18 protein-coding genes are annotated in these 18,457 nt (G+C 66.6%); 5 read left to right on the top strand and 13 right to left on the bottom strand.

The window, feature by feature from the left end:
- The 7 genes from KALB_RS20230 to KALB_RS20200 are packed head-to-tail and all read right to left on the bottom strand — an operon-like array spanning nucleotide 1 to nucleotide 5,453.
- Nucleotides 1–750 (bottom strand): glutamine amidotransferase-related protein, encoded by a 750-nt coding sequence (locus KALB_RS20230; protein WP_025357535.1) that lies wholly within the window; start codon nucleotides 748–750, stop codon nucleotides 1–3.
- 42 nt (nucleotides 751–792) lie between these two features.
- Nucleotides 793–1,383: a carboxymuconolactone decarboxylase family protein gene (locus KALB_RS20225; RefSeq protein WP_025357534.1), complete on the bottom strand. Its 591-nt coding sequence runs from the start codon at nucleotides 1,381–1,383 to the stop codon at nucleotides 793–795.
- Between the two features lie 6 nt (nucleotides 1,384–1,389).
- Entirely contained in the window at nucleotides 1,390–2,346 is a 957-nt protein-coding gene (locus KALB_RS20220) for a VOC family protein (RefSeq protein WP_025357533.1), read from the bottom strand.
- Nucleotides 2,343–2,789 (bottom strand): nuclear transport factor 2 family protein, encoded by a 447-nt coding sequence (locus tag KALB_RS20215; RefSeq protein WP_025357532.1) that lies wholly within the window; start codon nucleotides 2,787–2,789, stop codon nucleotides 2,343–2,345. Before KALB_RS20215 ends, KALB_RS20220 begins: the two co-directional genes overlap by 4 nt.
- Entirely contained in the window at nucleotides 2,786–3,712 is a 927-nt protein-coding gene (locus KALB_RS20210) for a fumarylacetoacetate hydrolase family protein (protein WP_025357531.1), read from the bottom strand. Before KALB_RS20210 ends, KALB_RS20215 begins: the two co-directional genes overlap by 4 nt.
- An 11-nt stretch (nucleotides 3,713–3,723) precedes the next feature.
- Entirely contained in the window at nucleotides 3,724–4,533 is an 810-nt protein-coding gene (locus KALB_RS20205; protein ID WP_025357530.1) for an MBL fold metallo-hydrolase, read from the bottom strand.
- 59 nt (nucleotides 4,534–4,592) lie between these two features.
- A complete protein-coding gene (locus tag KALB_RS20200) occupies nucleotides 4,593–5,453 on the bottom strand; it encodes an NAD(P)H-binding protein (RefSeq protein ID WP_025357529.1) in 861 nt (286 codons plus the stop codon).
- Nucleotides 5,454–5,532: 79 nt separating this feature from the next.
- Between KALB_RS20200 and KALB_RS20195 the strand changes: the two genes are divergently transcribed.
- Nucleotides 5,533–5,985: an Rrf2 family transcriptional regulator gene (locus KALB_RS20195; protein ID WP_025357528.1), complete on the top strand. Its 453-nt coding sequence runs from the start codon at nucleotides 5,533–5,535 to the stop codon at nucleotides 5,983–5,985.
- Nucleotides 5,986–6,044: 59 nt separating this feature from the next.
- On the opposite strand, the gene KALB_RS20190 is transcribed toward KALB_RS20195, so the two are convergent.
- The gene (locus tag KALB_RS20190) at nucleotides 6,045–6,428 is read right to left on the bottom strand and encodes a hypothetical protein (RefSeq protein WP_025357527.1); all 384 of its coding nucleotides are present in this window, start codon (nucleotides 6,426–6,428) and stop codon (nucleotides 6,045–6,047) included.
- A gap of 818 nt (nucleotides 6,429–7,246) precedes the next feature.
- On the opposite strand from KALB_RS20190, the gene KALB_RS20185 reads away from it, so the two are divergent.
- The 3 genes from KALB_RS20185 to KALB_RS45440 all read left to right on the top strand — a co-directional run bounded on the left by KALB_RS20185 (nucleotide 7,247) and on the right by KALB_RS45440 (nucleotide 10,647).
- Nucleotides 7,247–8,173, top strand: a complete 927-nt coding sequence (locus KALB_RS20185) for a glycosyltransferase family 4 protein (protein WP_201771946.1) — start codon at nucleotides 7,247–7,249, stop codon at nucleotides 8,171–8,173.
- A gap of 38 nt (nucleotides 8,174–8,211) precedes the next feature.
- Nucleotides 8,212–9,567 carry a glycosyltransferase family 2 protein gene (locus KALB_RS45445; RefSeq protein ID WP_081789418.1) on the top strand — a complete coding sequence of 452 codons (1,356 nt, stop codon included), beginning with the start codon at nucleotides 8,212–8,214 and terminating at the stop codon, nucleotides 9,565–9,567.
- A gap of 309 nt (nucleotides 9,568–9,876) precedes the next feature.
- Nucleotides 9,877–10,647, top strand: a complete 771-nt coding sequence (locus KALB_RS45440; protein WP_081789417.1) for a phytanoyl-CoA dioxygenase family protein — start codon at nucleotides 9,877–9,879, stop codon at nucleotides 10,645–10,647.
- A 141-nt stretch (nucleotides 10,648–10,788) separates the two neighbouring features.
- On the opposite strand, the gene KALB_RS20175 is transcribed toward KALB_RS45440, so the two are convergent.
- The 3 genes from KALB_RS20175 to KALB_RS20165 are packed head-to-tail and all read right to left on the bottom strand — an operon-like array spanning nucleotide 10,789 to nucleotide 14,539.
- Nucleotides 10,789–12,051 (bottom strand): MFS transporter, encoded by a 1,263-nt coding sequence (locus KALB_RS20175; RefSeq protein WP_025357524.1) that lies wholly within the window; start codon nucleotides 12,049–12,051, stop codon nucleotides 10,789–10,791.
- Nucleotides 12,048–13,340 (bottom strand): glycosyltransferase, encoded by a 1,293-nt coding sequence (locus tag KALB_RS20170; RefSeq protein ID WP_025357523.1) that lies wholly within the window; start codon nucleotides 13,338–13,340, stop codon nucleotides 12,048–12,050. The genes KALB_RS20175 and KALB_RS20170 overlap by 4 nt, the downstream gene beginning before the upstream one ends.
- Nucleotides 13,341–13,342: 2 nt before the next feature.
- On the bottom strand, nucleotides 13,343–14,539 hold the full coding sequence (locus tag KALB_RS20165) for a glycosyltransferase family 4 protein (protein WP_025357522.1): 1,197 nt from the start codon (nucleotides 14,537–14,539) through the stop codon (nucleotides 13,343–13,345).
- 225 nt (nucleotides 14,540–14,764) lie between these two features.
- On the opposite strand from KALB_RS20165, the gene KALB_RS20160 reads away from it, so the two are divergent.
- On the top strand, nucleotides 14,765–15,553 hold the full coding sequence (locus KALB_RS20160; protein ID WP_063750685.1) for a class I SAM-dependent methyltransferase: 789 nt from the start codon (nucleotides 14,765–14,767) through the stop codon (nucleotides 15,551–15,553).
- A gap of 400 nt (nucleotides 15,554–15,953) precedes the next feature.
- Here KALB_RS20160 and KALB_RS20155 read toward each other — a convergent pair whose 3' ends face one another.
- The gene (locus KALB_RS20155) at nucleotides 15,954–16,547 is read right to left on the bottom strand and encodes a pyridoxamine 5'-phosphate oxidase family protein (RefSeq protein WP_025357520.1); all 594 of its coding nucleotides are present in this window, start codon (nucleotides 16,545–16,547) and stop codon (nucleotides 15,954–15,956) included.
- 212 nt (nucleotides 16,548–16,759) lie between these two features.
- Nucleotides 16,760–18,445, bottom strand: a complete 1,686-nt coding sequence (locus KALB_RS20150) for a carbamoyltransferase C-terminal domain-containing protein (protein WP_025357519.1) — start codon at nucleotides 18,443–18,445, stop codon at nucleotides 16,760–16,762.
- Nucleotides 18,446–18,457: the final 12 nt, after the last annotated feature.

Raw genomic sequence — 18,457 nt, 5'->3', positions numbered from 1 at the left:
TCACGCTCCGGTTTCTCGCCGGCCGCCAGCCCCTGCGGTCGGGGACTCCGACACGAGCCGGTCGAGGAAAGCTGTCAACTGGTTGTTCATAGCGGTGAAGTCGTAGCCTTGTAGTACGACGGCCGGCCGCACAAAGGGGTTACCCTCGGGAGAAGTCGGGTCCTCCTCCGCCTGCGCGATCAAGGTCTTGACGAGATCGGGGGTGAACTCCATGTGGCATTGGAACCCGTACACGCGCTTGCCGTACGCGACAATTTGACGGGGACAACCTGCGCTGGTGGCCAGAACGGCGGCATCAGGCGTGAGTCCGGGCATATCGTCATGCCAGTGGCCTGCGATGAATTTCGCTGCGTAGTCAGCGAAAAACTCGTGCCTCTTCCCCGCGTCAGTGAGCCTGACGGGAAAGCATCCGATCTCTCGGTACGGGCTGGGTTCCGCGGCGGCGCCAAGGGCCTCCCCGATGAGCTGGGCACCGAGGCAGACGCCGACGACCGCCTTGTCGGCCTCGATCGCGGAGAGGATCAGGGCCTTCTCCGCGGCGGCGTCGAAGTAGGCACACTCCGTCCGAGTAGTGGTGGTCTGCTGGGGACCACCCAGCACGACCAGCAGATCGATGTCGTCTGCGGCCGACGGCAGCGGGTCGGCGTCATAGAGGAGAGACCACCTGATGTCGTGGCCTCGGGCACGTGCCCAATCCTCGATGATGCCGGGGCCCTCGAACGCTTCGTGAACCACGAAGTGGGTGCGCATGACGGCGCCATCCTTCCTGGTGGCGTGGGGCGGTCTGGTCTTTTACCGTTCTGGGCCGAGAGGATTGGGTGGGTCGAAGACCGCGAGAGCAAGCGCGAGCATCGAGTAGTAGCCGGTGAGCCAGACCAGCTCTGCGAGGCCGCGTTCGCCCAGTTCCGCGACGGTGTCGGCGTAGGCGTCGTCGTCCAGGCTTGCCGTGCGCAGCATGGTGTTCACCGTGAGCAGCGCGCGCGTCGCCGCCTTGGGCAGGCCCGAAGGTGGGGTGCCGCCCCGCAACTGGTCGAGTTGCCGGTCGTCGAGGCCGAGCTTGCGGGCGCTGTCTTCGTGGGCGTGCCACTCGAAGGCGCAGCGGTGATGCGAGGCGACCAGAAGCACTGCCGCCTCACGTACCACTGGGTCCAGCGCGGACGCGTATCGCACCGCGGCGCCCACCTGCTGTACCGCTTCGCCGAGGTCGGGAGCGATGGCCATCAGGGCGAACGGGCCGACGAGGGCACCGCTGGCATCGACCAGAGGAACGTCACCGGCGCGTCCCCGGGGGCCATCGACGAGTCGGCGGTAGAAGGCCGATTGGCTGGCGTCCAGCCCGGTCGGCGGAGGCGGCTGGAACCGCCCCGGTCCTGTCGTGTCCACCGCGGCCTACCGCACCGTGTCGGGGGTACCGTAGACGTGGAACTCGGGTGGCAGGGGTGCGCCCCAGCCTGGTTTTCCCTTCCATTCCTTGGGGTTCCAGATGTAGGGCTCGCTGTCCGGAGCGAACACGAGATAGCCGCCGTGGGCGACCTCGACACGGTTCCCGCCCGGCTCGCGGGTGTAGAGGTAGAACCCCTGGATGGCGGTGTGACGGGAAGGTCCGGCCTCGATCCGAATCCGCGCGTCGGCGAAGATCTCCGCTGCGCGCAACACCTCCTCCCGGCTGTCCACGACGTACGCGAAGTGGTGCAGGCGCCCGTTGGCGCTGGTGTGCTCTCGGGTGTAGATCAGTTCGTGGCCCTGGATGGAGCTGCTCATCCAGGCGGCGCTCTCGTCGCCTCCGTCCGCCGACCGGACGATTTCGTAGGTGCGCAGCCCGAATCCTTCCTCCCAGAATTTCCGGCAGGCCGGTACGTCGCGCGCGAGCAGGTTGACGTGGTCGAGGCGCCGCACGTTCGCGCCCCGTCCGGCGTACCTCTGGAAGCCGGTCGGGATCGCGGGCCGCTGCCCTTCCGGCGCGGAGTACCGCTGGGTGTCGTAGTACAAGCGGAAGACGTGCCCGTCGGGATCGGTGAACTGGTAGGACGGCCCGATCCCGCGATCCCGCGGTGTCCAGCGGCCGGCGTGTCCGTGTGCCTCCAGCCAGTCGATCCGGCGGTGCAGTGCTTGCGGGCTCGTCGCCCGCCACGACACCCAGGCCGGCCCGGCCTGGTCGGAGCCGATCACCTTGAGCGACCACGTCTCGTAGTCACCGTACGCTCGCAGGTAGGTCGCCTCCCCGTCCTGCGCGACGACGTCCATGCCGAGCAGATCCACGAAGTAGTGCAGTGTGCCTTCCGGGTCGGGGGTGAACAGGCCGTGGTGGCCGAGGTGGGCCAGGTCGTGTGTCGGTTCGGTGGTCATCGGCTCACTCCGGGTGTGGAAGGTGGCGCGAGGGTGTCGTTGCGGAAGACCGGGACGATGATCCGCTCGGCAATCCGCCATGCGCCGTTCGCGTCGCTGGTGTAGGTGTCCTGGAAGTCCGCGACCATGAACAGGGGCACGTCCCGCGCCGCGGCGTCGTTGCTCGCGAACGTGTGCCAGCTACTCCAGCCGAGGATGCTTCCCTGGGGGCCGTCCCGCAGCAGCAGGTTGCCCAGGCCGTGCCGGGTGGTCCGCGTCGCGGGGCGCGCCTGGAAGGAAGCGATCACCGAGTCGGCGTCGTGGAATTCGCGTCCCACGCTCACGTAGTGCACGTCCGCGGTGAGCACGTCCCGCAGGGCGGTCCAGTTGTGCGAGTCGAGTGCCCAGGCGAAGCGGGCGTTGAGATCCGCGATCGCCGCGCGGGTCGCCGCACCAACGCTCATCGCAGCTGCACGGGATTGGCCAGGGTGCCGATCCGGTCGATCGACACCTCCACCAACCCACCGAAGCGGTTCAGGTCCAGGTTCTGTACCGCGCTCCCGGCCCCGGGCGAGCTGCGCAGCGCCGTGCCCATGCCGATCACGTCGCCCGGCTCCAGGGTGAGGTACCGGGACGCGAACGAGATCACCTCGGCGACCCCGAACCTCAGGTTCGCGGTGGTGTCGTCGGTGACCAGCCTTCCGTTGTGCGAACACGTGATCCGCAGGTCGTGCGGATCGGGAATGTCCTCCGCTGTGATCACCCACGGGCCGAGGGGTCCGAAGGTGTCCGCTCCCTTGTAGCGGGCCGGGTAACTCACCCAGCTCTCCACGAAGCGCACCCCGTCGGCCGTCTCCGGATCGGGGTGGATGGCTCGGTAGTGGAACGTGTCTTCGCCGCGCAGGGTCGGGGACGTGACGTCGTTGAGGATCGTGTAGCCGAAAACGTGCGACATCGCAGCGTCCTCTGCGATGTCCGCGCCGGCCCGCCCTACGATGACGGCCAGTTCCGGCTCGGGATGCACCCGCCCGTCGTTCTCGCGCAGGCGGATCGGACGGCCGTGACCGACCAGTGACGAGGATGGCTTGAGGAACATCGCGGGCGTGTCCGGGCCGGACAGTATTCGCTCCGGGTTCGCGCTGTTGTTCAGCGCGACGCACAGCACCTTTCCCGGGCGCAGCACCGGTGGCAGCCACGACAGTTCGGCCACGGGCAGGCGCTCGCCCACCTCCGTGGCTTCGCGTATCGCCGCCAGTCGTTGTGCCTCGGACGCTCGGAGGATGGCCTCAACGTCGGTGAATTCTGCTGGGAGAACGGCCACTTCGTCCTCGGAGACCGCGACCGCCGCCGCGGGGCCCGACGTGTGCTCGATGGTTGCGAACTTCATGGCAGGCCTGCTCAGCTCTCCGTGCGGGGACCGGTCAGCGGCACCGCCTCTCCGTCGGCCACGAGGTGGGCCTTGATACCCCGTGCCTCGGCGGCGTGGCGGAACCGTCCCACGATGTCGGGCTGCTCGACGTAGACAGGAGGGTTGTTGAACAGTTCGTAGTGGATCGCGCAGACCTCGGACGCGCCCAGCGCGACCGCGGCCTCGACGGCCTGCTCGGGAGTCATGGTGGCGGGCACGTTCGCCGCATAGCCCTCGAACTGGGCGATGACGCCGTTGACGGGCACGAACGCGACGTCGAACGGTCCGTGATCGCGGGCGATCTGCCACCAGTTGCCGTGCCACATCGTGTCTCCGCAGTGGATGATCCGCCTCCCTGCGCCCTCCACGATCCACGCGACCTGGTCGGAATCCGTGCCCCGCCAGTCCAGCGACACGACCGGTGTGACCGTCAGCGAGCCGATGCGGCGGGACTGCCCCAGCTTCTGCGGGACCGCCTCGATGCCGTCCTCGGCCAGCGCCGGCGCGATCGGCGCGTGACAGCCGATGGTGCCGGAACCGGCCAGACGCGTCATCAGGGCGCGGTCGTAGTGGTCGGGATGCAGGTGCGTGATCAGAGCGTGCGTTCCCGCAGGCGCCTCGATCGGCGGAAGCGGACGCTTGGGCGGCCCGAGGGCGGGCTCCAGGGGCTCGACATTCTCCAGCGCGTCGATCAGCACCCTGGTGTCGTCCAGTCGGATCTCGACGCCAGCCCAGCCCAGGCGCCGCAAACCCAGCGTGGCGGTCGCGGTGCCCGGGGTGTCCTGAGTGTCCGTGGTCATGGTGTTCCTCCTTGTACGGCCGTCCGCCGCGGTAGTCGGTTCAGTGACTCGTTGTCGCATCAGGAGTTCAGTGCCGCGCGCGCCACTGCGGCGAGGGAGACGGGTGCGTGGCCGGTCAGGTCGGCCAGCGCGCTGGAGACGTTCGCGAGGAACCCGCTGCGTGTCGACGCGCCGAACGACGTAACCAACTGCACCGCGGCCTCCGGCAAGCCTGCGGCCCTGAGGCCGTCGGCGAACTCGAGATCGTCGACGTGGACGAGCTCGACGTCGCGGCCACCGATCTCCCTTGCGAGGACAACGAGATCGTCGGCGCTGATCGCCTCGGGACCGCTGATGTCGAAGACGGTGTTCTCGTATCCACCCTGAGACAGGACCGCAGCGGCCGCCGCCGCGCAGTCTTCCCGCCTGACGTACGCGGCAGCACCGCTGCCGCTGTTGGTCACCAGGCGCCCCGAGGTCAGTGCCCGCTCGATGACGGGGACCTGCAGGTGTGCGTACAGGTGGTTGCGCAGCATCGTCCACCGCAATCCGCTTTCGCGCAGCGCCTGTTCGGTGCCGGCGTGGTCATCGACCACCAGGGCCGGGTTCGCGGGCACCGGCTCGGGAACCGAGGTGTAGACGATGTGTGACACCCCGGCCGCGGCCGCCGCCGCAACGGCGGCCCGCTGCTGATCGAGCCGGGAGCCGACGCTGTCGGTGGAGATGAGCAGCAGCCGATCGACCCCGGACAACGCGGTCGTGACGGTGGCGGCGTCGGCGAAGTCCGCGTGCCGGACCTGGGCGCCGATCGTGGCGAGGTCCGCGAGCGCCTCCGGCCGGCGCGTGGTGAGCACGACCTCGCGCGGGTCGACCATCTGCAGAACAGCTTCCGCGGTGGCGCGCCCCAGCGGACCGGACGCACCCGTGATACCGATCATCATCACTGCCTAACTGTAACTATCGCGACTACGAATGTCGGCGAGTGTAGCCACGGTAGTTACGAAATGGCAAGATGCTCGCATGGCCGGATCCACCAACACCCAGTTCGCCGTCGCCGTGCACGTGCTGACCTACCTGGCAGGCGTCACCGACGCGCACGCCGTCAGCTCGGACGAACTGTCCAAGAGCGCCAACGTCAACCCCGTCTACGTGCGTCGGGTGCTGGGACCGCTGCGCCGCGCGGGACTGGTCCGCTCCCGCTCGGGAGTCAACGGGGGCTGGGAGTTGGCGGTCGATGCCCGGCAGATCACCCTGGAACAGGTCTGGCGGCCACTACAGGGCACGCAACCGGTGCTCGGACTGCACGGCCCCGACCCGACGTGTGCCACAGGCCGTAACGTGCAGAAGGCACTCACCGCGCTCGACCGTACGGTCGCCGACGCGGTGGCGACCTCCCTCAAACGGTTCACGGTGCATGACATCCTCGACGGTCAGCCGGAAGCAGCGCAGTCAATACCCATGACCGATGGGTGACATGCTCCCCAAGCGGCTTCGCTGCCTGATCGCGTCACCAGCCAACCAACCCGAAATCCTCACCGGTTAGTACGTGTCTCGTATGGGTGTTCCGGACCTGACGCCGATGCCAGGCCTGCGGCGTGGCTGGTGTGACGAAACGACATGCCCGCAACGGTCTCGGTGGGTGGCTGCCGGACGATGTCGTCGGCGGCGACCACGGCGAACCGGAGGGCCAGGGACGCGGCCCGGATAGCGTTCAGCGCGTCCTGGAGCACCTCCTTGGCCACCGTGGCGCCCGGTTCGGCCGCGGCGCGGGCGATCAGTTCCGCGCTCTGCGCAACCGCGAGACCAGCCGCATGCAGCGGGTCGGACGGGCCGGGACACAGCCGCGCCACCGTCTGGCCGACCTCGGCACACGCGCGTCGCACCAAGTCCAGGTCCGCACTCCGCTCGGTCAGCACGCTGCCTCCACGCTCACATCGGTCCGGTAGGCCACACCGATCTGGTGTGTCGTGTTCATGGCCGCTCCACCAGTGCAGCTGGTCAGCGGGCGAAGGCGATGAGCTCCTGCCTGGCTGCCCCGGACATCATCGCCGGTACTCCCCCACGTCTTCGGCGTCTCGAAAAAGCGGACTACGCTCAATTCTGGAAACTGAGGAATCCAGCGCTCGTACAGCCAGCACGCGAGGTGTTCCGGCGGTCGTGGCCATGTAACCGGAAAACATACCGCATCCTCCTGGATTCATACTCCCGTCCGCACGCTGGGGGCACATCACGGTGCCGACCGAGATTCCAGCTACTGGCCTCCGAAGGTCAGTTCGGACAACGGATGGCGGCGACGCCCACCAGTCTGGCGCATGGTCGCAATCTCGGTCTGATCGGGCGAACACTTCGGGTGCTACCGAGATGTGCGCGAGCACGACCAATGGCGAGAATGTGTTGGAGATCTGTTATCCGATTTCCAGCTTCAGGGGCGGCGCACGGCTGCGGACGACGTTCTGGTCACCGGTGGTACCGGGTTCATCGGTTCACATTCGCCGTCGGCATCAGGAGCATGACGACGAAGAAGGTCGGGGTGGGTATGGACATGACTGTGCGGACCTCCAAGGACGTAGCCTCCGTCGACGGGAACGGGGACGGACACTCCGGCGGCGTCCCACTGAGTGGGGGTGCCCGAGCATCGGCGCCGGGCGAGTCGGTGGCCCCTCTCAAGGTCGTCGTTCGGGTCCACGCGTTTCCGCCGGAGTTCAACGCGGGCAGCGAGCACATGCTCATCAACATGCTGCGACCTCTGGTCGAGCGCGGCCATGACGTCACCGTGTGGCTGTCGCGACTCGGAACCGCCACGGAGGTGTACGAGTACCGGGGCATCCGGGTGGTGCCCTTGCAGGCACGGCTGGACTTCCCGTCGGCCGTCCGGCAGGCCGACGTGCTGATCTCGCATTTCGAGTGCGTGCTGTCCACGGGGTCACTGGCCCGCAGCTACGGCAAACCACTGGTCGTGGTGTGCCACAACACCCACCGGTCGACGTTCCGGGAAGCCGCCGCGGGAGGCGCCGCGCTGGCGGTCTACAACTCACAGTGGATGCGGGTGGAGGCGGAACTGTTCTTCGCCGACTATCCCGCGTCGGTCCGCCCGGCCAACGAACTGGTGGTGCGTCCGCCGGTGGTCGCCGCCGACTACGCGGTGGACAAGCCCGGCGACCGGATCACCCTCGTCAACTGCAACCCGGACAAGGGCGGCCACGTTCTGGAACAGCTCGCCAAACGCATGCCGGACACCAAGTTCCTCGCCGTGACCGGCGCCTACGGGTGGCAGGTCATTCCCGACCTGCCGAACGTGGAGGTCCTCGAGCACGTCCCGGGCGAGGAGATGCGGGAGAGGGTTTACGCCCGGACCCGGGTGCTGCTCATGCCCAGCTCCTACGAGTCGTGGGGCCTCACCGGAGTGGAGGCCCTCGCCTCCGGCCTGCCCGTGGTGGCGCACCCCACGCCGGGACTGTGCGAATCCCTCGGCGATGGCGGGATCTTCGTGGACCGCGACGACCTCGCCGGCTACGAGGCGGTCCTACGGAAACTCGACACCGCCGCGGAGTACCACCTGGCGTCCAAGCGGGCCAAAGCCCGGTCCGCCGAACTGGACACAGCGGCCGACCTGGCCGCCTGGTGCACTGCCGTGGAAGCTTTGGCCTACAAGAACTCCTAACAGAATGGCAGTTTTCTTTGACGAAACGGTGCCCGGCAATGAATCTTCCGGTAATTGCAGTCGTCATTTTGGCACGTAATCGACAGGCATATATCGATATGGTTCTCGCGCGATTGCGCGAGCAGGACCTTCCCCTAAGCTCCTTCCGGGTCATCCTTGTCGACAACGGTAGCTCACCTTCGCTGCAACCGGTAGCCCAGCTTTACGACTCCACATTGCCACTCACATATATTCGGCTAGAAGACGACATCTCCAGGGCGGCGGCCCGAAACCGAGGGCTCACGGAGGTTGTCGAACCCAATGTTCTTTTTCTGGACGGCGACACCCTACCCGATGTCGATCTGATTAGGCGGCATTTGGAGGCCCTCGAGGATGGTCAGGCCGCGGTAAGTCTTGGAGCTCGCAGGGAACCAAGGCGGAGAGCGCTGTTCGACCGGGCGTCAACTACGCATGGTGATTATGGGTCGTTTGCGGCACTGCACGTGGAGGCATGGCAAGACACACGCGTTCCCGATATCAACTTGCCGGTGATTCAAGCAAACTTCGACCGCATTGCTTACCGCTTCTTCTTCAGTCACAATGTCGCGATGCGGACCACTGTGGCTACCGCGGTCGGCGGGTTCAATGAAAAGCTCTCCGGATGGGGGCTGGAAGATCTCGAATTTGGCTTCCGCGTGAAAGAGCAACTTCGAGATGGTGAGCTGATTCGATGGTCGCCACGGGCCGGATCGGCCCACGTCCCCCACTTGCGAGATTTCGCGCGCAACTCCAACGAAATCAAGTCCAACCAGAAGTTTCTGTTGGCGACGTACAAGTCCTTTCATTGGGAAGGGCATTGGTTCGCGCCGCCGAGCCTGGAGTGCCTTCGCATCATCATGCTCGAACGGATTGCCGAAAAGATCCAGAGGCGGACCATTACGAGAAGTCCTGACCTTATGGAGATCGAGAAGTGGGTTGACCGGGATCGGTCCAGGAACTCGTGGCTACTCAGCGCTGGACACGTACAAGGTTGGGATACCGTACCAGCAGGTCGCCGTTCCAACCTCAGTGACTGGCGCGATCGAACCGTGCCAAGCTTCTGCGGGACGCAGCTTCCTTCAGATGACTCTTCGGCATCCGATGTCATCAACATCGATATTTGGCGCGTACTGCCGTGGCATCATGTGTCCGAGATCCTGGCTGAGGCGCTACGTGTCGGCGAGACCGCCTGTTTCGTGGCCACAGCTCAGCATGACTCGGACTTTTCGGGCTTGGAAGCCGAGGCTGATGTTCAGGACTCGTGTTTCGTTCGGGATGCGGAATGGCTCGCCGACGGGATCGGCGAGTTGGGCCTTGTCCACGAGATCCTTCGTACACCGTCGATGATCGCTGTGCGCGTGTCAAAGGCGAGGTAGTGAAATTGTTGTCAGCCAGGGGTGGCCGCTTCCTGGGTGAGTGCTTCGGCACGCGGCGACGACCACTTCGGGTCCAACCGTGATGTGCGGCCGCCACCACACGGCCAGAATTGGCGGATGTGACCCGTTGACCTTCGCTGCCGTTCCGGTCGAACGGGTTGCGCTGACCGCTAATACCGCTACTGAAGTCGCTCCCCTCCCCCGGCCACCACGTCAAGCAGCCTGTGCGGGCGACGGTGGCACCCACCCCGAACGCAGTCATTACCAAGGCCGATCGAGAAGAGGTGTACAATTCTTATCACCGATGAAATGAGGACCTCGTTCCGACAGGATGGCTATCTGGTCGTCCCGAACGTCTTGAGCACGGCACAAATCGCGAAAGCTCGTCGTGCTCTCGCCGAGATGGAAAGGAGCGAAACGCACACCCTTCAGAAGGGTGATGTCGAGGCCCTGCGGGAGGGCCGCGGCGGATACTACATCTGGCACCAGTCATTCATAAGGCAGGAGTCGCGTAGCCTTCTTGACCTGTACACGGAAACAGGTATCGGAAAACTTGCCGACCAGCTTTTGCGGTCCGACATTCCAAGCACTCAACCCCGTGTTGCACAAGTGGTGGTGACCGTACCACCATGGCCGGGTCACGGACCACAGCGCGTCCCTCATTTCGACGGCCCAATGCTCATTCCAGGCACTTGGGAACCCACCTCGTTTTCCCTGTTGGCAGGAGTGTGGCTGACTCAGCACGAGCTTTCCTCCAGCGGAAATCTGCTGGTTTGGCCGGGTACGCATCTTCGATTTGGAGAGTACCTGGCAGAGCGCGGCGCCGATTCCATCGCGGACACGGACGCGATGCATGAGGGACCCTATCCGAAGATCGAACTGGGGGATCCGGTACCGGTGACCGTGGCTGCCGGATCCGTGTATTTCGCTCACTATCTCCTTGCTCATGAAGCCGGAAAGTTCATCGATCCGACTGGAGATCGGCGGGAAACCGTGTACTACCGGTTGAATGCAGAACGTCACGAGTCCAATTGGCGTCAGGCCGTAACTGAACCTTTGTCGGAGTTCGCGTCGGCGTGAGTTCCGCTTGGCGGGTGCTGCTGGCTGGGCGCGGCGGTGGCCTGCTCGACCAGTGGGATGCCGCCCCACCCGGCCGGTCGTGGGCGCCCAAGGGACACACGCCAGTGGTGCGGGCGACCGGGAAACGGCTGCGCGCGAATGTCATGTCCGCGGTCGCGTCCCGACTTCGGTGGGAGTGACCTCAGCCTCCGCCGGCAGTTTCCTGATGGCCGGTGTGCTGAGCGCAACCATCGCGGACAGCAGTTGGATCCCTGCGGCCAACCACAGCGTTGAGTACACGCCGATCGCAGCGGCAACAGGGCCGACCAAGGCCTGGCCGATGGGCTGGCAGGCCACCGAGCCAAAGTTGGCGTACGCGTTCACTCGGGACAGCTTGTCCCCGGGGATGTTCCGTTGCAGAGTTGTGGCCCACACGGAGCTGAAGATGGCAACGCCGATGCCGGCGACAAACGCGAGGGCACACAGCAGCAGGAGTGGGAGCTGAAGCGCCAGCCCGAGTGTGGGCAACGCGCCGATCGTCAGAGCCAGGATGCCCGTGCGCAGCGGCCTTTCGGAGTGGACATGCATGGCGACCATCCCGCCTACGAAGAGCCCCACGCCAAGAACGGCGTTCATCGAGGCCCAGGCCGCTGGGCCACCCAGATCCCGCTTCGCGAGCAACGGGCCGAGCACCGCTATCCAGGAAAGCAGGAGGTTGCCGAGCGAGGAGCTCGCAACTGTCATCCACAGCCAGGTCCTGCCGCGGAACTCGCTCCATCCCTCGCGGAGGTCGTGCGTGAACGAGTTCTTCGTAGTAGGCAGTTGTCTCTCGATCGGTATCACGGAGAGCATGAGCGCACTGACGCCGAAGGTCGCCGCGTCAACGGCGATCGCCCACCCCGGTCCGGACAGAGCCACGAGCAGGCCCGCTAACGCCGGACCCGCGATGCCGCCACCAGAGAACGCCATTCCGCGCAATCCGTTGGCCTGCTGGAGGAGCTCGCCAGACAGCAGCGAGGGAACGAGCCCGGCGGAGGCCGGGTCGAAGGCGGCGCTCGCCATGCCCTGCACCGCCTGGAGGGCTGCGAGCTGCCATATTTGGGCGTCGCCGCTGAGGAGCAGCACTGCCACGGTGCCCTGACTCGCGAAGCGGACGAGGTCGGCCGTCACCATGATCCGTCGGCGCGGGAACCGGTCCGCCATCACTCCGCCGATCAGCAGGGTCGCGACCATGGGGACGGCGCGCGCGGCCAGGACGAAGCCCAGGTCGCTGGCCGACCCGGTCAGGTCCAGCACCGCGAACGACAGAGCGACGGCCGTCATGCCGTCACCGAGTAGGGAGGTGGCCTCCCCGATGAAAAACCGACGGAAGGTTCTCTCCCGCAAGACCGACCATGCCGTCAACCAGTTCTCCTTGGTCTTCACAACAATGCTTCGGTGGCCGTCCGAACCTTGTCGGCCGCCAGCCAGCGGGTGTCGACGTGGCGGCCGATGCGATGGGCCTCGTCGAGGATCCAATTGCCCCAGCGATCCCAGACGCCGGACAGCCGGGAGGTGACGAGGACGTGGTCCACAGACTGGTCCGCGAGCGGAGTGCGGACGCCCAGTGCGTGGCGCACCCTCCCGCCGGATGGGGAAGGCCCCGCGAGTGACCCGTCGAAGTCGAACAGTTCCGCGCTGGGCAGCCCTTCGGGGAAAACGGGGCCACATCCGAACACCGCGACGCGGGTGCCCGCTGGAAGCTCTCGGAGCGCAGCCAGTTCGTTCGTGACCACGCTTCCGCGGGCCTGCTCGGCGGCGCGCAGGACGAGGAGGTACTCGTCCTCCACGTTCCAGTCGTGGCTGATCTCGAAGTGGTCGCGCGGTTCGGCGAACCACGCCCACAGCAACTCGGTCACCGGCTCCGGGTGCTTGCGGGCCATCATGAGCACGTTTTCGGCGCCGCTGCTCAGGTCGTCCTCGACGGATCTCTCATGCGGAGTGTCGAGCGCCCACGCCACCCTGCTCACGGTGAAGGCCGTGCCCCTGCGGTGGAGCCGGTAGCCGAGGTCCAGATCTTCGCCGCCCCAGCTGCGGAAGTCCTCGTCGAAGCCGCCGACCTCCCAGAAGTCCGCCGCTCGCACCGAACAGTTGAGGGACCAGAACCACTGCCACGGGACGACAGCGGTGCCCAGGTCGAAGCCGAACCGTTCGAATGCCAGGTGGCGTACGTCCTGGAAACCGATCTGGTGACCGTGGCGGCGGACGATCTCCTCGGGAGTCCTCGGCAGACCGGTGGCCGATCGCGGCAGCGGATCGGCGTCGGGACGATAGCCGTACGTGTAGCCGACCACGGCCCGGGTCTGCCCGGCCGGCGGGGCTGCGTGGGCGGCGAGGTGGGCGCGGACGAAGCCGGCCCCGGGCCGTACGCCGGCGTCCAGGAAGACCAGTACCGGTGCCGAGGCCAGCCGTGCCCCCGCGTTGCGGGCCGCGGCAGCCCGGAAGCCTCGATCCTCCTGGAACCAGTAACCGAGGTCGAGTCGGTGCTCGAAGTCCCGCACGACCGACCGAGTTTCGTCGGCCGAACCGTCGTCGGCGACGATGACCTCGAAGCCGCCCCCGTCCGGCGGCTGCTGCGCGGCGAGGGCGGCCAAGCTGCCGCGCAGCAACTCCGCGCGGTTGTAGGTCGGGATGATCACCGAGACCTGAGCCCCGGTACGGCGGCGCGCCGGCACCGCTACGCCCTGCCTGGAGCTGTGGCTGGAGTCAGGGAGCCAGCGGTGATGCGCAGGAAGTTCTCCGCGACCGCGGCGGAGGACTGGTCGCTGACTTGGTGCAGGGCTTGGGCTGATGCCGCGTGGTAGGCGTCCGCGTTGTCCAGCAGTTCAGCGGCGGCCTGCCAGAGGCGGGCGGCGTTGTCGGCGAAGTCGACCGCCTCCAGTGTGTTGCCCGTCAGCAGGGACGAGCGGCCGAGCCCACTGAGTACGTCGAGGTCCACCAGTCGCCCTGCGCCGCCGACCAGCACCGGAAGGTGGCCGAAGCGGTAGGCCACGACAGGGGTGCCCACGGACAGCGATTCCGCCGCCACGTTGCCGAACGTCTCCGGCCTGGTCGACGGCACCAGTGTCAGTGCGGCCTCAGCGAGAAAGGGCTGCACTCCCAGCCAGGGGATGGCGGGAAGCACCTCGACGTTGGGAAAAGCGGCCGCACGTGCACGGCACGCGTTTATCAACTCCGTCTGCATCCCGCGCCCCAGTTCGAAGGCCGCCGCCGCGAGCACGATCTGCACCGGTCGCCCGAAGCCCTCGGGAAGCGCGTTGAGAAGTTCCGCGATGCCCTTGTACGGATCAGCCCTGGCCACGATCCGCACCGGACCGGTGCGGCGTAGGCGCTCGCGCTCGTCGTGGCACGGGGCCTGGCCGGTGCTCGGCAGGGCGTTGGGCAGCGCGTGCCAGCCGGTTGTGTCGAGTCCGGTGCGCGCTGCCTCGTCGATCAGGAAGGGGCTGACCGCTAGGACGGCGTCGGGACGCTGGGCCAGACTGCGTCGCATGTGGTCGTCCTCCCGGAGGAAGTGCACCATCAGCGCGGTACGGACACCGGGCGGTGCCGGGCTGAGGAAACCAAGTCCCACAACGGCGTCGGCCCAGCAGACCACGTTGATGTCGTGGGCGGTGAGGATCTCCAGCACCTCCCTGCGCACCGGCTCCGGGTCCGCGAAGAGCTGGGGCAGGTCGTCGAACAGCAACGGGTGCGGCAGGTGCAGCGATGCGAGCCGGACCAGGTCGTGCTCGTCCTCGGCGCGGGGCGGCCCGGCCGCGATGATCAGGGCGCGGTGGCCGATCTCGCGCAGGCCGCTGGCGAGTGACGCGACGGCACGCTCGATTCCCGCGGGTTCGTCGGAACTGTGGGTCAGTAGGACGAAGGCGACGTTCATCCTGGCTCCTTGCTACGACCGTGGGCTGGCGCGTCGGGCTGCCTCTGCGTCTTCCTGTGGCCATGGTGAAGGAATGCGCTCCGGGAAACATCACGGCTCGGTACCGAGAGAAAGTGGTCGAGGTACCGAAGTTCCACCGCGACGAAATCAGGAAACGCGGCATTGACAGCGGATCTGGGCCACGACATACTGGATTCCACCTGTTTCGATATTCAGCCTCTCAGGATGGAAGACCGAAAGGGAAGTATGGTCGACAACATGCGGAGGTGTGATGAGATACCCGATTCCACGATTGTGCCGGTAGCTGCCGGGGCGCCGCGCCGGTCGATGCGGGAGACTTTCACGAGAATCTACGAGAGCAGAGTCCCCGCACCGGTCGACAACGGCACCACCGGGAACGACACCGAATCCTGTTCGGGCACGGGGTCGAATCTGGCCCAGACCGCGGCGGTTCGCACCGAACTGCCGGCCCTGGTGGCCGATCTCGGCGTCAGCAGCTTCCTCGATGTACCCTGCGGGGACCTGTTCTGGATTTCCACGATCGAACTCGGTGTCGACGCCTACCTCGGCGCCGACATCGTTCCCGGGCTGATCGAGCGGAACCGGGACCGCTTCGCGCACTCGAACCGTGAGTTCCGGGTCATCGACCTCACTCGGGATCAGCTTCCGCGGGTGGATCTGATCTTCTGTCGCGACTGCCTCGTACACCTCCACGACGAGGACGTCCACCGGGCGCTGGCCAACATCAAGCGGAGTGGTTCGACATTCCTCGCGATGACCACCTTCACCGAGCGAACCGAGAATGCCGACGTCATCGAGACCGGAGCCTGGCGCCCGCTCAACTTCCAACTCGCGCCCTTCCGCCTGCCTGAGCCTTTCCGGCTGATCAACGAGCGCTGCACCGAGGTCGACGTGACCACCGAGAACGGTGTGCGGGTCGAACACCGCTACGCCGACAAGTCGATCGGCGTTTGGCGTATCGCCGAAATCCCCACAGCGACCTCACCGACCTGACCTGAGAATGGCTGGTACCCGGCGAGGTCTCCCGCAAGGGGCTGTCCCGTACACAAGCTACGGGACAGCCCCTTGTTGGTTCTGATCCTTCGTGCCGGAACTGCGAGCAATGCTCAGAACCTGTGGATCGGCCTGACGGAGGGAGGCGTACCTTCCCAATGGATCGATCGATAGGTCATCGAGCAAGGCCGACGTTCGCAGCGTCGGTCGGGAAGGCACGCCCGCGCCTACGGTAGTCAACGAGGGCGGCACCACGCCAAGTGGCAGCTCGCTGCTGGATGAGATCGTCCGCGCCGGCGCCCGCTTCGAACGCGGCCACCTCGTTGAACGGGAGGAGACTCTGGTGGCGTAACTTCCTTCCGGACAGATCCGCCATGGTGTCCGCCCCTGCGGCTGGGTTCTATTCAGCGCGCGGAAGCGGTGGCAGCGGCAACGGCAACCCCGGCAGGCCGTCGATGCTGGTCGCGATGTGCTCCTTCTTCTGGAAGTACACGTCGAGCGACTCATCGGACTCGCGCGCGAAGCGCGACGCGTGCAGCGGGCGGTCCTCGTCATAGGTCATGAACGGGACCGCGTACCCGCAGGTGTCGCGGATCTTCTCAGCGGTCACGACAATGATCGCGCGCAGGCCGTGCAGGGTCGGGTCGATGTCCGGGAAGTACCCCAACAGCTCCGCCCAACGCGCATCGTCGCGGAAGACCGGCTCTCCGCGGCCGTGCACGCGCACGATGTTGGGCGGACCGTCGAAGGCGCACCACATCAGGGTGATGCGGCCGTTCTCGCGCAGATGGGCGATCGTCTCGGCGTTGCTGCCGGCGAAATCGAGGTAGGCCACGGTGAGTTCGTCGAGCACAGCGAACGAGCCGTTCAAGCCTTTGGGTGAAAGGTTGACGGTACCGCCGCCGTCCAGCGGCGCCGTCGCGGTGAAGAAGATGTGCTGCGCCTCGATGAAGGCACGCAGTCTGCCGTCTATCCGCTCGTAGCTCTTCCCCATATGCCGATTATGGCGGGACTGTGATCCCTCCCCCGCAGCAGTAGGGCAGGGATCACATGCCAAGGGGATCGACCACCGCCAGCCCAGATCACGATCAACTGGATCGCGTGAGCGGCATCTCGTACTTGATCCACAGGTCTTGACAATTGCTCCGGAACTACTGGCGGACCGATCGTGACCGGGCCCCACGTGGTGAGCCGCTCCCACCGCCGTCAGGAGCGGCTCACCGCGTACGGCGGCATGACCAGCAGGTCGACGTCCGGCGACTTGGCCATCAGACCGACCGCCTGATCCGGGGTGAGCACCATTGGCTCGCCCTTGATGTTGAGCGAGGTGTTGATCAGTGCGGGCAGCCCGGAGGCCTCGCCCACCGCCGAGAGCAGGGCACCGAACTCGCTGTCCTCCGCGACGTACTGGCCCCGCGTGGTGCGGTCGACGTGGACCCCGGCGACGGCACGCTCGCACTCACCCTGACCGACCATGTGCATGCACAGCATGTAGTCGCTGAGCCCGCTCACCGGCGGTTCCATACCGAGCTTGCCGAATCCGTCCCCGGTGAGCGACAGCGCGGCCGGACGCCACGACTCGCGGCCCTTGATCCGATTCAACCGGTCCAAGGTGGTACGCGACCGGGGCGAGGCGAGCAGGCTGCGGGCACCCAGCGCGCGCGGACCGAACTCGTTGCGGCCCTCGAACCAGGCCACCACCTGCCCCTGCTCCAGGGAGCGCACCGCCGTCGCCCGCAGTTCCTCGGGCTCCAGCGCCCGCGCGGTGACCCCTTGCCCGTCCAGCGCCGTCTCGATCATCGCGGTGGAGACCGGCGGCCCGAAGAAGATCGGCGGCGGCTCATCGGCTGGCAGCGGTGCCGGGGCCTTGCCCAGCAGGGCCTCCGCGAGCATCGCCGCCCCGAAGACCGTGCCGCCGTCGTTGGGCGCGACGGTGCCGAGGACACGGGAGTATCCGCTCTCCAGCGCGATCCGGCGGTTCAGATGGGCGTTGAGGGCCACCCCTCCGGAGAGCAGCAGAGTGTCCTCGCCGGACAGGCTGCGCAGCCGACGGGCGATGCCCAGCCCCAAATCCTCCACTGTGGACTGCACGTCGGCGGCGAACGGCGCGTAGTCGAAGGGGTTCGCCGAGGAGGGCGTGTAAGGGAAGACACTGGCCTCGTATGCCTCCAGCCACTGCTCCCCCAGCCGGTCCCAGTCCCGCCCGGCGGCCAGCGAGCCGCGCAGCCTCGGATCGAGCCGGAACGAGGCGTCGACCGGGTCGAAGCTCATGAACCGCATGTCACTGGTACGCCCGTAGGAGCTGAGCCCCATGAACTTGCCCGCGCCGAACCAGCCGAGCCGGGCGTACACCGCGGCGGCGCCGTACATCATGCCGAGCGACCAGCACTTGTCGTAGCGCTCCAGCAGACGGAAACGGCCGTTGTCGACATGGAACAGCGAGGTCGATCCGTCTCCGCCCCAGCCGTCGGCGACCAGGACGTCCGCCTTGGCACAGGAGTTGAGGTAGTACGCCTGAGCCGCATGGCAGAGGTGGTGGTCGAAGAAGATGATCTCCCGGGTGCCCAGCTCACCGGCCAGGGTGGGCAGAATGGTTTCGGTGAGCCGGTCGGTGACGTGGACACCGCACGGGATGTCGGTCTCCGTCGCCAGCACCTTCTCGGAGTCTTCGGCCCAGGCGTACCCGATGGCGTCGACCTCGCTGGGGTGTACCCCGTGCGAATCGAGCAGGGCCCGAACCGCTCCTTCCGGCCCCTCCCCCGGTGCGTACCTGCGCCGACTGACGCGTTCCTGTTCCAGCGCGCCGATCACCTTGCCGTCGATCACCAGACACGCGGCCGCGTCATGGCAGAGCGGGACGTCGGGCCGTCCGATCAGTCCGAGAACGATCATTTATGCCTCCAT

It is taken from the genome of Kutzneria viridogrisea DSM 43870 (assembly GCF_000525635.1).
GTDB classification, from domain to species: domain Bacteria; phylum Actinomycetota; class Actinomycetes; order Mycobacteriales; family Pseudonocardiaceae; genus Kutzneria; species Kutzneria viridogrisea.
The sequence above is the reverse complement of the archived record's forward strand: the minus strand, read 5'-3'. Positions and strand labels throughout refer to the sequence as shown.

Coding starts and splice junctions, on each gene's coding strand:
- KALB_RS20230 (WP_025357535.1), bottom strand. CDS start 750: ATGCGCACCCACTTCGTGGTTCACGAAGCGTTCGAGGGCCCCGGCATC.
- KALB_RS20220 (WP_025357533.1), bottom strand. CDS start 2,346: ATGACCACCGAACCGACACACGACCTGGCCCACCTCGGCCACCACGGC.
- KALB_RS20215 (WP_025357532.1), bottom strand. CDS start 2,789: ATGAGCGTTGGTGCGGCGACCCGCGCGGCGATCGCGGATCTCAACGCC.
- KALB_RS20210 (WP_025357531.1), bottom strand. CDS start 3,712: ATGAAGTTCGCAACCATCGAGCACACGTCGGGCCCCGCGGCGGCGGTC.
- KALB_RS20205 (WP_025357530.1), bottom strand. CDS start 4,533: ATGACCACGGACACTCAGGACACCCCGGGCACCGCGACCGCCACGCTG.
- KALB_RS20200 (WP_025357529.1), bottom strand. CDS start 5,453: ATGATGATCGGTATCACGGGTGCGTCCGGTCCGCTGGGGCGCGCCACC.
- KALB_RS20195 (WP_025357528.1), top strand. CDS start 5,533: ATGGCCGGATCCACCAACACCCAGTTCGCCGTCGCCGTGCACGTGCTG.
- KALB_RS20185 (WP_201771946.1), top strand. CDS start 7,247: ATGCTGCGACCTCTGGTCGAGCGCGGCCATGACGTCACCGTGTGGCTG.
- KALB_RS45445 (WP_081789418.1), top strand. CDS start 8,212: ATGAATCTTCCGGTAATTGCAGTCGTCATTTTGGCACGTAATCGACAG.
- KALB_RS45440 (WP_081789417.1), top strand. CDS start 9,877: ATGAGGACCTCGTTCCGACAGGATGGCTATCTGGTCGTCCCGAACGTC.
- KALB_RS20165 (WP_025357522.1), bottom strand. CDS start 14,539: ATGAACGTCGCCTTCGTCCTACTGACCCACAGTTCCGACGAACCCGCG.
- KALB_RS20160 (WP_063750685.1), top strand. CDS start 14,765: ATGGAAGACCGAAAGGGAAGTATGGTCGACAACATGCGGAGGTGTGAT.
- KALB_RS20155 (WP_025357520.1), bottom strand. CDS start 16,547: ATGGGGAAGAGCTACGAGCGGATAGACGGCAGACTGCGTGCCTTCATC.
- KALB_RS20150 (WP_025357519.1), bottom strand. CDS start 18,445: ATGATCGTTCTCGGACTGATCGGACGGCCCGACGTCCCGCTCTGCCAT.